Source organism: Pseudomonas lutea (assembly GCF_000759445.1).
In the GTDB taxonomy this organism is placed as follows: Bacteria; Pseudomonadota; Gammaproteobacteria; order Pseudomonadales; family Pseudomonadaceae; genus Aquipseudomonas; species Aquipseudomonas lutea.
In genome coordinates, this window is the sequence record NZ_JRMB01000002.1 from 918,223 (window position 1) to 933,898 (window position 15,676).

General features: G+C 57.6%; 14 protein-coding genes and 2 tRNA genes. 1 reads left to right on the forward strand and 15 read right to left on the reverse strand.

What is annotated here, in order from left to right:
* Positions 1–37: 37 nt before the first annotated feature.
* Positions 38–847 carry an ABC transporter ATP-binding protein gene (locus LT42_RS16295; RefSeq protein WP_052075304.1) on the forward strand — a complete coding sequence of 270 codons (810 nt, stop codon included), beginning with the start codon at positions 38–40 and terminating at the stop codon, positions 845–847.
* Positions 848–871: 24 nt separating this feature from the next.
* Here LT42_RS16295 and LT42_RS16300 read toward each other — a convergent pair whose 3' ends face one another.
* The 15 genes from LT42_RS16300 to glmM form a co-directional block, all read right to left on the reverse strand.
* On the reverse strand, positions 872–1,831 hold the full coding sequence (locus tag LT42_RS16300) for a GGDEF domain-containing protein (RefSeq protein WP_037015103.1): 960 nt from the start codon (positions 1,829–1,831) through the stop codon (positions 872–874).
* A 3-nt stretch (positions 1,832–1,834) separates the two neighbouring features.
* Positions 1,835–2,836, reverse strand: coding sequence for a response regulator (locus LT42_RS16305; RefSeq protein WP_037015105.1), 1,002 nt, complete (start codon positions 2,834–2,836; stop codon positions 1,835–1,837).
* 454 nt (positions 2,837–3,290) lie between these two features.
* Positions 3,291–3,641 (reverse strand): BON domain-containing protein, encoded by a 351-nt coding sequence (locus LT42_RS16310; protein WP_037015108.1) that lies wholly within the window; start codon positions 3,639–3,641, stop codon positions 3,291–3,293.
* 296 nt (positions 3,642–3,937) lie between these two features.
* On the reverse strand, positions 3,938–6,043 hold the full coding sequence (gene pnp / locus LT42_RS16315; protein WP_037015111.1) for a polyribonucleotide nucleotidyltransferase: 2,106 nt from the start codon (positions 6,041–6,043) through the stop codon (positions 3,938–3,940).
* 172 nt (positions 6,044–6,215) lie between these two features.
* Positions 6,216–6,485: a 30S ribosomal protein S15 gene (rpsO, locus tag LT42_RS16320; protein ID WP_037015114.1), complete on the reverse strand. Its 270-nt coding sequence runs from the start codon at positions 6,483–6,485 to the stop codon at positions 6,216–6,218.
* A gap of 151 nt (positions 6,486–6,636) precedes the next feature.
* Positions 6,637–7,554, reverse strand: coding sequence for a tRNA pseudouridine(55) synthase TruB (truB, locus tag LT42_RS16325; RefSeq protein ID WP_037015116.1), 918 nt, complete (start codon positions 7,552–7,554; stop codon positions 6,637–6,639).
* 4 nt (positions 7,555–7,558) lie between these two features.
* The gene (gene rbfA, locus LT42_RS16330; protein WP_037015118.1) at positions 7,559–7,960 is read right to left on the reverse strand and encodes a 30S ribosome-binding factor RbfA; all 402 of its coding nucleotides are present in this window, start codon (positions 7,958–7,960) and stop codon (positions 7,559–7,561) included.
* A gap of 158 nt (positions 7,961–8,118) precedes the next feature.
* A complete protein-coding gene (gene infB / locus LT42_RS16335) occupies positions 8,119–10,650 on the reverse strand; it encodes a translation initiation factor IF-2 (protein ID WP_037015120.1) in 2,532 nt (843 codons plus the stop codon).
* 27 nt (positions 10,651–10,677) lie between these two features.
* The gene (gene nusA / locus LT42_RS16340) at positions 10,678–12,159 is read right to left on the reverse strand and encodes a transcription termination factor NusA (protein WP_037015122.1); all 1,482 of its coding nucleotides are present in this window, start codon (positions 12,157–12,159) and stop codon (positions 10,678–10,680) included.
* Positions 12,160–12,218: 59 nt separating this feature from the next.
* Positions 12,219–12,677, reverse strand: a complete 459-nt coding sequence (gene rimP / locus LT42_RS16345; protein ID WP_037017405.1) for a ribosome maturation factor RimP — start codon at positions 12,675–12,677, stop codon at positions 12,219–12,221.
* Positions 12,678–12,805: 128 nt separating this feature from the next.
* Positions 12,806–12,882, reverse strand: a tRNA-Met gene (locus LT42_RS16350).
* 97 nt (positions 12,883–12,979) lie between these two features.
* Positions 12,980–13,065, reverse strand: a tRNA-Leu gene (locus LT42_RS16355).
* A 44-nt stretch (positions 13,066–13,109) separates the two neighbouring features.
* Positions 13,110–13,493 carry a preprotein translocase subunit SecG gene (gene secG, locus LT42_RS25350; RefSeq protein ID WP_074888489.1) on the reverse strand — a complete coding sequence of 128 codons (384 nt, stop codon included), beginning with the start codon at positions 13,491–13,493 and terminating at the stop codon, positions 13,110–13,112.
* Between the two features lie 4 nt (positions 13,494–13,497).
* Positions 13,498–14,253: a triose-phosphate isomerase gene (gene tpiA / locus LT42_RS16360; RefSeq protein ID WP_037015125.1), complete on the reverse strand. Its 756-nt coding sequence runs from the start codon at positions 14,251–14,253 to the stop codon at positions 13,498–13,500.
* A 66-nt stretch (positions 14,254–14,319) separates the two neighbouring features.
* Positions 14,320–15,663 carry a phosphoglucosamine mutase gene (glmM, locus tag LT42_RS16365; protein WP_037015127.1) on the reverse strand — a complete coding sequence of 448 codons (1,344 nt, stop codon included), beginning with the start codon at positions 15,661–15,663 and terminating at the stop codon, positions 14,320–14,322.
* Between the last annotated feature and the right edge of the window lie 13 nt (positions 15,664–15,676).

Sequence of the window (15,676 nt, forward strand, 5' to 3'; positions counted from 1 at the left end):
CCTCAAGTTCCGCTCTTCTGCATTCAAAGGAAACGTCATGCCTGCCTCTCAGACCCGCACCGCAACCGCACCCGCTGTCCTTGCGCAACACGGCAACGGCCTGCGCCTTGAGAACATCAGCAAGCGCTTCAGCAGCACCGGCGGCGACACCCAGTTGCACGTACTGGATAACGTGCAGCTGGACATCGCGCCCGGGGAGTTCATCACCATCGTCGGCGCCAGTGGTTGTGGCAAGTCAACCTTGCTCAGGTTGATCCTCGGCCTGGATGAAGCGTATGAGGGGCGGATTCTGTTGGGCGACCGGCCCATCAACGGAACCGGGCTGGAGCGCGGCATTGTGTTTCAGGATCATCGGCTGTTCCCGTGGCTCACTGTCGAGCAAAACATTGCGGTCGGTCTGAAGAACGCGCCGCTGAGCGCTCTGCAAAAACGCGAGACGGTGCGCGAACACATCGAGCTGGTCGGTCTGCAGGATTTCACTGATTCGTATCCGCACCAGATTTCAGGAGGCATGGCGCAACGCGTGGCCATCGCCCGCGGGCTGGTCAATCGGCCGAGCGTTCTGCTGCTCGACGAACCCTTCGGCGCGCTCGACGCATTGACTCGCACACGACTGCAGCGCGAGTTACAGAACATCTGGCAGCAGGAAAAAATAACCATGGTGCATGTCACGCATGATGTCGATGAGGCGGTTTATCTCGGCGATCGTGTGGTGGTCATGCAGCCGCATCCGGGGCGCATCCGCCGTATCGTCGACATAGACCTGCCGCGCCCGCGCAACCGCAGTGATGCCCGGTTCATCGCTCTGCGTGACGACGTACTCAGCGACTTTGCCGAGCTGTCGTAGGTTGCACGGGGCGTGTTTCGGCGGCTAATCCGCCTCGTCCACCGACACCCGATTGCGGCCGTTTTTCTTCGAGGCATACAGCGCCTGGTCCGCGCGCTCGATCAGCGTCTTGTAGTCATCCATGGGCGCGATCATGTCGGCGACACCCAGGCTGATGGTGCAGCGGATGGACTCGCCTTCGTGCATGACGTCCAGCGCTTCGACGGCGGCGCGCAGGCGCTCGGCAAACATCGCCCCGCCGTGTTTGTCGGTGTCGGGCAACAGCACGGCAAACTCCTCGCCGCCGTAACGGCCGGCGATGTCGGCGTCGCGGGTGTGCTCGCGCACCACGTCCGCAACGCGTTGAATAACCCGGTCACCGCATTGATGGCCATAGGTGTCGTTGACGCGCTTGAAGTGATCGATGTCAAACATGACCAACGCCGCCGAGGTGCCGTAACGCACATGCCGGGCATGCTCCAGCCGCAACGCCTCTTCCCAGTGACCGCGGTTGTAAAGGCTGGTCAGGCGGTCAGTGCTCGACAGTTTTTGCAGCTCACGATTGGCGGCCTGCAGCTGCAGACGGTTTGTCGCCACTTCGGTGACGTCGTAAATGACCAGGCACACATGGGTGATCACGCCGGTGGTAGAGCGCAGCGGCAACAGCGTGGTGTTCTGGTACATGAACTCTTCTTGCCCGGTGATGGGCTGATAGCTTGGAAAGCGAACCAGATAAGGGCGCTGTTCCCAAATCGTGAACGCTGGCGTGCCCAGCGTCATCACGCTGTCGATTTTGTTTTTTAACCAGCGCTCATTGAGCTCGGGAAACAACGAGAAGAACGAGCGGTTGGCCGCTTTGTAAGACAACACCCCGGAACGGTTCTCCATGAAGGTGTTCCACACGTGAACCTGATACGCGTGATCCAGCACCACTACGCCGACATCAATGCTCTGAGTCACAGTCAGCAGCCAGTGCAGTTCCTTGAAATCAATTAGATCACTCATGGGTCAGCTCATCAGATGTTCGAGTTTTCGGGACATCAGCTCGACCGACTCTTCGGTGAACAACATCAATAGATCGAAGTGGATGTGATGGCCCTCGAGGCTGTAGCTGATTTCCACAGCCAGCGTTTTTTTCCAGCGCCGCTCATTCGAGCGGATGAGCTCTTCAATGCCGCTGTGCAGTCCCAGCACTTGAGGGTGGCTTTGCGAAAACACGACGTCGAGCTGTTCTGCGATTCCGCTAAGACAGGCGCCGATCAGGATGGAAGACAGGTCCAGCAACATCTCCATGTCGGAGTAGTCGGCGTCATCGACCTTCATCAGCTGCGCCATATCGGCGATTTCCGAGTCATGAAACAGCAGCAGCGCTTCCCCGGCGATACCGCCACCGATATAACCCTGGCAAACCGCAGTCAGGCGATCACTCGCCTGGGCATCGGCGAGTGCCATGTGCAGCTCCCCGACCTCCAGCATGTTCACGTTGGGCACCGGTAGTTGCACGAATACGCCGAGTACCCGCGCCAGCAATGCCGCCGCGCGTCCCATGGCGACGTTTACGGTTTCCCGAAACGCGTCATGGAAACTAATGGGGTTCTGGTCGGCATTCGTGCCCGAGGCGAGCGTTTGCGTAGCCGTCTCGCCGGTGAGTCCCAAACGCTGAAGGGTTTGATGTAACTGATCCGGATCGGCCGGTTTTTTCAGGAAAGCCAGCGCGCCCAGTTCCAGCGTGCGCCGGACGGCCTCTTCCTGAACGTCGCCGGAGACGACGATGACGCTGGCTTGCAGCTTTTCTGCGCGGATGGCGGCCAAGGTCTGATAGCCATCCATGTCTGGCATCGTCAGGTCCAGCAGCACAACCTGCCCCAATCCCTGGCGGATCGCCTCGATCCCTTCACGGCCATTGGTTGCGGTGGTAACCGACACCTCCCATTCGGGCGGAAGGGCTTTAATCAGCTGCTTGCGCGCCATGTTGGAGTCGTCGCAAATCAACAGGGGAATCGTGGGCATCTACTTCTCACAGCAAAAGAGTTTCAAGCCTGGCATGGTGTGCATCAGCATGGCGGTTGGCGAAGCAACGGCGATCGGACTTGCTCACTACAGGGTAGGCGAGATCAGGAATGGCGAATGGGTAGATTCTCCACCCAATCTGCGATGGGGTGCGTGATATGCAAATTATGTGCTCATCTGATCTGGTTCCAGGCGCAACAGACCCAGCCTTAAGTCCACTTGAATAATCTCCCTGTGCGTAGTCCAAGAGATGAAGAATAGCCAGTCAGCCACTTTCGGCCGGTGCCTTGATTGCGACGGCTCCTCATCGCAAAGGCAAAAAAAAAGCCCCGACGCAAGCGCCGGGGCTTCTCACGCTCCCGGTTATCGGGAGCGCTTGTTCAAACCTGAGACCGTTCGGCTGACGACATTCACACTGTCAGCGGGCCGGGCATCAGACCTGATCAGGTATGACTTACTCTGCTTTCAGGCCGTCAGCCGAAACAGCTTTGACGCCTTTGATTTTTTTGGTGATTGCTACAGCGGTGGTCTTCTGCGACTCGGTGACAGCGACTGTCGACGACAGGGAAACCACGCCTTTGTTGGTCTCTACCTTGATGTCGGAGCCTGGAATGCCTTTTTCGGTCAGCAGGTCAGATTTAACTTTGGTGGTGATCCAAGTGTCGGAAGTCGCTTCTTTAGTCTTGGCAACTTCGTTTGCAGCAACAGTCATCGGAGCCTGGGCAGAGGTCTGAGCCATGGCTACGTTGGCCATAGTCAGAGTCAGAGCAGTGGCGGTAGCAGCAGCGATAGCGAACTTCTTCATACGGGTAACTCCTGTTTTTCTCAGAATCTGCGCCAACATCATTGGCTGCAGGGTTACCGGTATATATCGCAAGCGCTGTGCCAACAGCGAAGCGCTAAACAAATCCTTATAAATCAATGGCTTGTGTTTTAGCGGATCCACGCTGGTCGTGCAGATTGCCCGCTTTAGGAAAGTTCCGCTTGCAACTTGCATGTTCTGACAAGCAGCAACCCTGACCCACCGCACCGCAAGCCCTTAATTACGCTCAAAAAAAAGAGCCCCGAAGGGCTCTTTCTCAAGCGAGCACAGGCGGAGGGTTAAACCCCCGACGCCTTGGCAGCAGCAACGTCCTTGATCGACAGTTTGATACGACCGCGGTTATCCACGTCCAGTACCAAAACTTCGACTTCCTGACCTTCCTTCAAGATGTCGGTCACTTTCTCAACGCGAGCGTCGCTCAACATGGAGATGTGCACCAGGCCATCTTTGCCTGGCAGGATGTTCACGAACGCGCCGAAGTCGACGATGCGCTCAACCTTACCGATGTAGATCTTGCCGATCTCGGCCTCAGCAGTGATGCCCAAAACGCGCTGGCGTGCAGCTTCAGCCGCTTCTTTGGTCTCGCCGAAGATTTTGATCGAGCCGTCGTCTTCGATATCGATCGAGGCTTTGGTTTCTTCGCAGATGGCACGGATGGTCGCGCCACCTTTACCGATCACGTCGCGGATCTTGTCGGTGTCGATCTTCATCGCGATCATGGTCGGCGCGTTTTCCGACAGCTCGGTACGCGACTGACCAATGATGGTGTTCATCTGGCCCAGGATGTTCAGGCGAGCGTCCAGTGCCTGACCCAAAGCGATCTCCATGATCTCTTCGGTGATGCCTTTTATCTTGATGTCCATCTGCAGCGCAGTAACGCCTTTGGCGGTACCGGCCACTTTGAAGTCCATGTCGCCGAGGTGGTCTTCGTCACCCAGGATGTCGGTCAGGATGGCGAATTTCTCGCCTTCCTTAACCAGGCCCATGGCGATACCTGCCACCGGGGCTTTCATCGGAACACCAGCGTCCATCAGGGCCAGCGAAGCACCACAGACCGAAGCCATGGAGCTGGAGCCGTTGGATTCGGTGATTTCCGATACGACACGGATGGTGTACGGGAACACGTCGGCAGCAGGCAGCATGGCCTGAACCGAACGACGAGCCAGACGGCCGTGACCGATTTCACGACGACCTGCGCCACCCATGCGACCACACTCGCCCACCGAGAACGGAGGGAAGTTGTAGTGCAGCATGAACGGGTCTTTCTTCTCGCCTTCGAGCGTGTCGAGCAACTGCGCATCGCGTGCAGTACCCAGGGTGGCCACGACCAGCGCCTGAGTTTCGCCACGGGTGAACAGTGCCGAACCGTGAGTCTTCGGCAGAACGCCAACTTCGATGTTCAACGGACGAACAGTCTTGGTGTCGCGACCGTCGATACGTGGCTTGCCGTTGACGATGTTTTCGCGAACGGTGCGGTATTCGATTTCGCCGAATGCCGCTTTGACTTCGCTGGCGGACGGGCTGCCGTCTTCAACGGCCAGCTTGGCAACGACCTGATCCTTCAGCTCACCCAGGCGAGCGTAGCGATCGGCCTTGACGGTGATGGTGTAGGCCTCGGAGATCGCTGCGCCGAACTCGGAGCGGATGGCGCCCAGCAGTTCAGTGGCTTCAGCTTTCGGCGCCCAGTTCCAGGTTGGCTTGGCAGCTTCGGCGGCCAGTTCTTTGACGGCCTTGATGACCGACTGGAATTCGTCGTGTGCGAACAGCACGGCGCCCAGCATCTGGTCTTCGGTCAGTTCCTTGGCTTCCGACTCAACCATCAGTACCGCTTCTTCGGTACCGGCAACGACCATGTCCAGGCTCGATGCTTTCAGCTGTTCGTAAGTCGGGTTCAACAGGTAGCCGGTGCTCTCGTGGAAAGCAACGCGGGCGGCGCCGATAGGGCCATCAAAAGGGATGCCCGAGATGGCCAGCGCAGCCGACGTACCGATCATCGCGGCGACGTCTGGATCGGTCTTCTTGCTGGTGGAGACGACGGTGCAGACAACCTGCACTTCGTTCATGAAGCCTTCTGGAAACAGTGGGCGGATCGGACGGTCGATCAAACGCGAGGTCAGTGTTTCTTTTTCGGAAGGACGGCCTTCACGCTTGAAGAAACCACCAGGGATCTTGCCAGCGGCGTAGGTCTTTTCCTGATAGTGAACGGAAAGAGGGAAAAAGCCTTTGCTTGGGTCTGCATGCTTGGAGCCGACCACAGTCACGAGAACGGTGACGTCGTCGTCAACGGTGACCAATACAGCACCAGAAGCTTGACGGGCAATACGGCCAGTCTCGAGGGTTACGGTCGATTGACCGAATTGAAATTTCTTGATTACCGGGTTCACGGTTTCCTACCTTCTTTGTGGCTCTTGGGGAACTGGTTTCTTGCGAATTCTTGGGCGGCGAGGGGAATCGGACCCTTCGGCAGCCCAGATACAACTAGAGGCTGGGAGGCCGCCAGCCCACTGATAAAACCAGCGGAACATGACGACCAACCAACCTCTATCCGAGTCGTTATTAGCGACGCAGACCCAGACGACCGATCAGGGCGCTGTAACGGCTAACGTCCTTACCTTTCAGGTAATCCAGCAGCTTGCGACGCTGGTTTACCATACGGATCAGACCACGACGGGAGTGGTGATCCTTACCGTTGGCCTTGAAGTGGCCTTGCAGTTTGTTGATGTTGGCGGTCAGCAGTGCAACCTGCACTTCTGGCGAACCTGTGTCACCAACAGCTTGCTGGTAGTCGGTTACGATCTGAGCTTTATCTTCAACGCTGAGTGCCATGTGGGCATTCCTTTTATCAAGAAACCGCTCCGGGGAGACGGCTTCAACAGGCCGAGAGCAAACTCTCGTATTTAATTGTGAGGAGTGACCATGCCTGTTAACAGCCACCCTCGTACCGCCGTGCCAGGAAACCCTGCCGCGACGGGTCCGGTCACTCTGACCGAATCAGTCGACGTGGCGCAATGCGCCCGTCTTCACTCACTTCACCGATGCCGATGAAGCGTCCTTCATGATCCTGCACCCGCACCATGCCAAACTTCGGCGCGTCCGGGGCTCTTACTGGTTGACCGTGCAGCCAGTAGAACGAACTGTGCTCCGAGAATTGCAACAGCGGCCAATCCAGCAGCCCGCTGTCCGACGGCATCAGGAAACGGTCAACGGCTTCGTTGCCGCCTTCTGCGTGCACCGCCTCCAGCTCTTCCAGCGTTACGGTCTGAGCCAGCGTAAATGGTCCAGCCTGTGTACGACGCAGCTGGGCGACGTAAGCACCGCAGCCAAGCTTCTCACCAATATCCTCCACGAGGGTACGGATATAGGTGCCTTTGGTGCAGTCGACGGCCAAACGAGCAGTGTCGCCTTCACACGCCAATAATTCCAGGCGCGCAATAGTAACAGAACGCGGTTCGCGCTCCACCACTTCCCCTGCCCGGGCCAGCTTGTACAACGGCTGGCCATCACGCTTGAGGGCTGAGTACATTGGCGGTATCTGACTGATATCCCCACGAAATGCCGGAAGCACCGCTTCGATATCCGCGCGACCAACGGTCACCGGGCGGGTCTGCAGCACTTCGCCCTCGGCGTCCGCAGTGGTGGTGGTTTTGCCCAACTGCATGAGGGTTTCATAACCCTTGTCGGAATCCAGCAGATACTGGGAAAACTTGGTGGCCTCCCCAAAGCACAGCGGCAGTACGCCGGTGGCCAGCGGATCGAGGCTGCCGGTGTGACCGGCTTTTTCCGCATTCAGCAACCAGCGCACTTTCTGCAGGGCCGCGTTGGAGGTAAAGCCCAACGGTTTGTCGAGCAGGATGATCCCGCTGACGTTACGGCGAATACGCTTGACCTGAGCCACGCCGTTACTCCTCCGAACCGTCTTGCTTCGGAGCGGTCTGGTGCTGACCATCTTCAGCCACTGCGCGCTCGATCAAAGCAGACAAGTGCGCACCACGGGCGACGCTTTCATCGTAATGGAAGTGCAGTTGCGGAACGCTGCGCAGCTTCATTTCACGGGCCAGCTGCATGCGCAGAAAACCCGCAGCAGCGTTGAGCACCTTGATTGACTGGGCGATCTCTTCGGCACTGTCCTGACCCATCACGGTCATGAAGATTTTCGCGTGGCCCACGTCGCGACTCACGTCGACGGCAGTGATGGTGACCAGCCCTACGCGGGGGTCTTTGATCTCACGACGGATCAGCTGTGCCAGCTCGCGCTGCATCTGATCGCCGATACGTTGGGTACGGCTGTATTCTTTTGCCATGTCTTGTTACCTGTCACTGACCCATGGCAAAAGCCATGTGGTCTGAAAGCGGCAAACGCCCGGCCTGGCAGAAGCCGGACCGGGCGTTGCGTTTAGAGTCCATGACCTGCGCCACGCAACTGCATGCGGCGTAAGCCATGACTCCTGAAGCTCGCGATTTAGAGGCTGCGAGCCACTTGGACCTTCTCGAAGACTTCGATCTTGTCACCGACCTTGACGTCGTTGTAGCTCTTGACGCCAATACCGCATTCCATGCCGGCACGTACTTCGGAAGCGTCATCCTTGAAGCGACGCAGGGATTCCAGCTCGCCCTCGAAGATAACGATGTCTTCACGCAGTACACGGATTGGACGGTTACGGAAGACAACGCCTTCGATGACCATGCAACCTGCGATCGCGCCGAATTTCGGCGAGCGGAACACGTCGCGGACTTCGGCGATGCCCAGGATGTTCTCCCGAACGTCGCTGCCAAGCATGCCGGTGAGGGCCTTCTTGACGTCTTCGATGATGTCGTAGATGACGTTGTAGTAACGCATATCCAGACCTTCCTGCTCGACGATCTTGCGCGCGCCAGCATCGGCACGCACGTTGAAGCCGAACAGTACAGCGTTGGAGGCCAGTGCCAGGTTGGCGTCGCTTTCGGTGATACCACCGACACCGCCGCCGACTACGCGCACTTGCACTTCGTCGTTACCCAGGCCGTTCAATGCGCCCTGCAATGCTTCCAGAGAACCACGGACATCGGATTTGAGGACGATGTTAAGCGTCTTCTTCTCTTCCTGACCCATGTTCTCGAAGATGTTTTCCAGCTTGCCGGCGTGAGCACGGGCCAGCTTGACTTCGCGGAACTTGCCTTGACGGAACAGAGCCACTTCACGGGCTTTCTTCTCGTCGGCAACCACGCTCATCTCGTCACCAGCGTCCGGCGTACCGTCCAGGCCGAGGATCTCGACAGGGATCGACGGACCGGCTTCCTTGATCGGCTTGCCGTTCTCGTCGAGCATTGCCCGAACGCGACCGTAGTTGGAGCCGACCAGAACCATGTCGCCCTGACGCAGCGTACCGTCCTGAACCAGAACAGTAGCAACCGGACCACGGCCCTTGTCCAGACGCGATTCAACCACAACACCACGACCCGGGGCCGACGGCGTTGCCATCAATTCCAGTACTTCGGCCTGCAGCAGAACAGCTTCGAGCAACTCGTCAACGCCGGTACCCATCTTCGCGGAGACCGAAACGAAAGGTGTCTCGCCGCCCCACTCTTCAGATGTGACTCCGTGAACCGAAAGCTCACTGCGGATACGGTCCAGGTCGGCGCCAGGCTTGTCGATCTTGTTCACGGCAACCACCAGCGGAACACCGGCAGCCTTGGCATGTTGCACGGCTTCGATGGTCTGCGGCATGACGCCGTCGTCAGCTGCGACAACCAGAATCACGATGTCGGTCGCCTTGGCACCGCGAGCACGCATTGCGGTGAACGCAGCGTGACCCGGGGTATCGAGGAACGTCACCATGCCACGCTCTGTTTCAACGTGGTAGGCGCCGATGTGCTGAGTGATACCGCCGGCTTCGCCAGCCGCAACCTTGGCACGACGGATGTAGTCGAGCAGCGAAGTCTTACCGTGGTCAACGTGGCCCATGACGGTCACAACCGGTGCACGGGAGAACGACTCACCTTCAAACTTCAGAGACTCGGCCAGGGAATCTTCAAGCGCAGTGTCGCTGACCAGGGTCACTTTGTGGCCCAGTTCTTCGGCAACCAGCTGGGCAGTTTCCTGATCCAGAACCTGGTTGATCGTGGCCGGGGTACCCAGCTTGAACATGAACTTGATGATTTCAGCAGCTTTGACCGACATCTGTTGAGCGAGATCGCCCACGCTGATGGTCTCGCCGATCTTCACTTCACGAACCAGTGGGCCGGTAGGGCTCTGGAAGCCGTGAGCGTTACGCTTCTTGAGCTTGGCCTTGCCACGACCGCCACGACGGAAACCGTCGCTCTCTTCGTCGGTAGTCCGAGGCGCGACGCGTGGCGCGGGGGCCTTTTCCTTGACCGATGCACGATGAGGAGCGTTCTTGCGATCGCCATCACCACCACCGCTGCGACGGTTGTTGTCGTCGTTGCGTGGTTTGTCGGGGCGACGTTGCTCGTCTTTCTTGCGGTCGGCAACAGGGGCAGGAGCTGGCGCCGGGGTTTCCCGTGCTGGCTCTGCCACTGGCGAAGCTGGCGCTGCCGGGGCTGTATCAGCACCCGCAGTTTGCGGCGCTGAAGCAGAAGCAGGCTGACGACGCGCTTCTTCTTCGGCGCGCTGACGAGCTTCTTCTTCGGCCTTTTGGCGAGCGGCATTTTCTACCGCACGACGCTCGTCCAGCTCGCGCTTGCGTTCGGCTTCGATTTCTTCCGGGCTGCGCTGAACAAAGACTTTCTTCTTGCGTACTTCAACGCTGATGCTTTTACTGCCAGCAACGCGCAGGGTGCTGGTGGTTTTGCGCTGCAAGGTGATCTTGCGCGGCTCTTCCACCTTGGCCTTGTGACCGCTTTTCAGGTGCGTCAACAGGGCTTGTTTTTCGATATCGGTCACAACTTGCTCGGCGGCGTTGTGCGGCAAACCTGCCTCACGCATCTGCTGTAACAGGCGCTCTACCGGTGTGTCGACCGTCTTGGCCAGTTCTTTCACCGTGACTTGCGTCATGCACTTCTCTCCTCAGGCCGCATCTACTTACTCGAACCAATGGGCTCGGGCGGCCATGATCAACTTGCCGGCACGATCATCGTCAATGCCGTCGATGTCGAGCAGATCGTCAATAGACTGCTCGGCCAGGTCTTCGCGGGTAATTACGCCGCGCACCGCCAGTTCCATCGCCAAATCCTTGTCCATACCCTCAAGCGAGAGCAGGTCTTCGGCCGGATGGGCGTCTGCCAGCTTTTCCTCAGTAGCGATGGCTTTAGTCAACAAACGATCCTTGGCACGAGCGCGAAGCTCGTTGACGGTATCTTCGTCAAAGCCGTCGATGTTGAGCATTTCTTCCAACGGTACGTAGGCAATCTCTTCCAGGCTGGTGAAGCCTTCGTCTACCAGTACCTGAGCGAGATCCTCATCGACTTCCAGCTCGTCGATAAAGTTGCGCAGGATGTCACCGGTTTCCGCTTGCTGCTTGGCCTGGATGTCCGATTCGGTCATCACGTTCAGTGTCCAGCCAGTCAACTGACTCGCCAGGCGAACATTCTGGCCACCGCGGCCAATCGCCTGAGCGAGGTTGTCTGCGCCTACAGCGATGTCCATGGCGTGGGCGTCTTCATCAACGATGATCGCTGCCACTTCGGCAGGCGACATGGCGTTGATGACGAACTGCGCCGGGTTATCGTCCCAAAGCACGATATCCACACGCTCGCCGCCCAACTCGCCGGAAACAGCCTGCACACGCGAACCGCGCATGCCGATGCATGCGCCCTGCGGGTCAATGCGTTTGTCCTTTGAGCGAACTGCGATCTTTGCACGCGAACCTGGATCACGAGAGGCAGCCATCACCTCGATGAGTCCTTCGGCGATTTCCGGAACTTCAATCCGGAACAGCTCGATCAGCATCTCTGGCGCCGTACGCGACAGGATCAGCTGAGGGCCGCGGTTTTCGGTGCGGATCTCTTTAAGCAATGCCCGCACACGGACACCGACGCGGAAGGTCTCCCGCGAAATGATGTCTTCACGTGCCAGCAGGGCTTCGGCGTTGTTGCCAAGGTCGACGATGACGTTGTCACGCGTGACTTTCTTGACAGTGCCGGAAATGATTTCGCCCAGACGCTCACGGTAGGCGTCCACGACTTGAGCGCGCTCAGCTTCGCGGACTTTCTGCACAATGACTTGCTTGGCAGTTTGCGCGGCGATGCGGCCGAACTCGATAGAGTCGATCTTTTCTTCTACTACGTCGCCAACATTGGCGCCAGGATGCGTCTGGGCGACCTTGCTTGGCCATGTTTCGATAGCCGGGTCGTCGAGATCGTCTTCTTCGACGACGGTCCAGCGACGGAAAGTCTCATAGGCACCTGTGTGGCGATTAATCTCGACACGCAGATCTACTTCGTCTTCAAAGCGCTTTTTAGTGGCGGTAGCCAGCGCTATTTCAAGCGCTTCAAAAATCACGTCGGCCGGTACGCCTTTTTCATTGGATACCGATTCAACAACCAGCAGTACTTCTTTGCTCATCGTACGCCTCGCCTTTCGCAAGCCATTGGATCCGCGGGATCCGCAGTATCTGGCACGTCTCAGTCAAACTTGGGAATGATGTTGGCTTTGTCGATCAGATCGATCGGCAGCAGGTACTCGTGTTCATCCACCTGGACCACGACGTCCTGCTCCTCCACCCCGCGGAGAAAGCCTTGAAAGTTGCGCCGACCCTCAAAGGGAGACCGCAGCTTTATCTTCACTTGTTCCCCGGCAAACGAAGCAAACTGCTCGATGGTGAACAGTGGGCGTTCCATGCCTGGAGATGAAACTTCGAGCGTGTATTCGGAGCTGATTGGATCTTCGACATCCAGAATACCGCTGATCTGACGGCTGACGATCGCGCAATCGTCCACCAAAACGCCGCCTTCTTTATCGATATAGACGCGCAACATCGAGTGCCGACCTTGAGACGAAAACTCGATACCCCAGCATTCATAGCCTAGGGCCACGACCACCGGGGCCAGCAAGGCCTGCAACTGTTCTAGCTTGCTCGACACCTGAACCCCCTCGTGCATGCTGCAAATAAAAAATGGGCAGAAGCCCAATCATGAAAAACGCCTGCGAAACGCGGCGCCATAAAGTGTCCAGCTAACAAAAAGCCCCTGAAAAGGGGCTCCGCTAAAACTGGTTGCGGGGGCTGGATTTGAACCAACGACCTTCGGGTTATGAGCCCGACGAGCTACCAGACTGCTCCACCCCGCGACAAAGCTGGGGCGGAAGTATACGACCGATCCAATTTTGGGTCAATCCGACACATCCACCTACAAGAAAGCCCGCTACTGCGGGCTTTCTTGTTAATTGGTACCGAGAAGGGGACTCGAACCCCTACACCCTATGGGCACAACCACCTCAAGGTTGCGTGTCTACCAATTCCACCACCTCGGCATTACAACTCTTTTGCAGCCCCAACAACGACTGCGAATCCGGTATTACTTTTGCTCTGGAGTGGCAGGAACATCAGCAGGAACTGCCGCTGGTTTCTGTTGCCCTTCCAGAACCGGAACATCATCTGCTGCCGGCTTTTGCTTCACTTCCAATACTGCTGGGTTTGGCAAACCTACTTGAGTCAGCTGGTGAGCTTTCTCTTTAGCAAAGTAACCTAACCCTAAGCTGGTCATGAAGAAACAGGCGGCAAGTATAGCAGTAAGTTTACTAAGAAAGGTAGAGGAACCTTGGCCACCGAATACAGTATTTGATGCACCTGCTCCGAATGACGCGCCAGCGTCGGCACCTTTACCCTGCTGCAACAGAACCAGAGCAACTACGCCCAGGGCACCCAGCAGATGAAGAACGACTACGACTGTTTCCAGCATTTTTTCAGTTTCCCGCGGCGCGAATGATCGCACCGAACTCATCTGCATTCAGGGAGGCACCACCAATCAGCCCCCCATCGATATCCGGCATGCCGAACAGTTCGACCGCATTGGCCGCCTTCACGCTGCCGCCATATAGAAGACGCACACCTTGTGCGACTTCAGAATTCTCTTTCATCAACTGCGCACGAATCGCTGCATGGACTTCCTGAGCCTGCTGCGGCGAAGCAGTCAGCCCGGTGCCAATAGCCCAAACCGGCTCGTATGCGATAACCGCATTGGCAAAAGCGCCGATGCCAAGCTCTTCGATGATGCTGTCCAGCTGCTGCCCGACAACCTCAAGCGTTTTACCGGCTTCGCGCTGTTCGAGTGTCTCACCGATACACAGTATTGGCGTAAGACCCGCCGCCTGAGCGGCTTCGAACTTGCGATTGAGGATTTCATTAGTTTCGCCCATTATCTGGCGACGCTCAGAATGTCCAACAAGCACATATTTGCAGGATGCATCTGCCAACTGAGTGGAAGAAATCTCCCCGGTCAACGCGCCCTGCCCTGCCTCATGCGCGCAGTTTTGCGCACCCACATCAATCGACTGCCCTTCCAGGCAATCAACCACAAAGTTGATGTGAAGACTTGGCGGAAACACCGCCACATCAACCCCACCCGGAAGGGCGAGATTTGCAAGACCCTCGATCAGCTCAGCGACGCTGGCGCGGGTACCGTGCATCTTCCAGTTACCAGCTACCATAGGGCGACGCATGCTGTACCTCGTCGATCAAAGTGGGCGCAGATGTTACCCAACACTTTCAACACTGGCAAGCCGAAATCAGGCGCAAACTTCAGCAACCAGTTTTGCCAGTTCATCGGCGTAGCCGGCGACCAGACTTTCGTCTTCGCCTTCAACCATGACGCGCACCAGCGGCTCTGTGCCTGACTTGCGCAACAACACCCGCCCACGCCCGGCCATGGCGGCCGTTACGCGCTCGCATGCCTCGATCACGGCGGGATGCTTGACCGGGTCCACGCTCCCACCGTCGAAGCGCACATTGACCAGAATCTGCGGGCATTTTTTCAGACCCTCCCGGGATTGGGCCAGGCTTTGCCCTGTACGCTTCATGGCGAGCAAAACCTGCAATGCCGCGATGATTGCGTCCCCGGTTGTTGTGTGCTGGAAGCAAACGACATGCCCCGAATTCTCACCGCCAACCTGCCAGTTGCGCTCAAGCAGCTCGGCGATGACATACCTGTCGCCCACGTTGGCTCGTACGAAAGGGATACTCAGATCGGCGAGAGCCAGTTCCAGGCCAAGGTTGCTCATCAGAGTACCTACAACGCCACCTTGCAGCTGGCCGCGTTCATGCAGGTCGCGGGCGATGATGTAAAGAAGCTCATCGCCGTCGACGATCGCACCGGTATGGTCGACCATCAGTACACGGTCACCGTCGCCGTCGAAACCGATGCCCAGATCGGCACCATGCTCCACCACAGCTGCCTGCAAGGCTCCCATGTGGGTCGAGCCGCAGTTGTCGTTGATGTTCAGCCCATTCGGTGCAGCGGAAAGCACAGTCACCTGCGCTCCGAGCTCGCGGAACACGTTCGGCGCCACTTTGTAGGTCGCGCCGTGGGCACAATCGACCACCAGTTTGAGCCCTGAGAAATCAGTACTGGTTGGGACACTGCTTTTGCAAAATTCAATATAACGGCCGGCAGCGTCGTTGATACGCGATACCTTGCCAAGTTTTTCGGACTCCTCAACTGTCATTGGAGAATCCAGAAGCTCTTCGATCATCAACTCGATATCATCCGGTAGTTTGGTGCCCTGCCCAGAGAAAAATTTGATGCCGTTGTCGTAATGCGGATTGTGTGAAGCGCTGATCACAATGCCAGCCTCGGCGTGGAACGTCCGCGTCAGGTAGGCGATTGCCGGTGTTGGCATCGGGCCAAGCAACATGACATCGGCGCCCGCCGCGGATAGCCCGGCCTCCAGCGCCGATTCGAACATATAGCCGGAAATCCGGGTGTCTTTTCCCACCAGAATTCGGCAGGCGCCCATTTTGCGAAACGCCATTCCCGCAGCCCAGCCAAGCTTGAGCATGAAATCAGGGGTAATAGGGAATTGACCAACGCGACCTCGGATACCGTCGGTTCCGAAGTATTTTTTTGTGTTCATGGGTGCTCCAGAT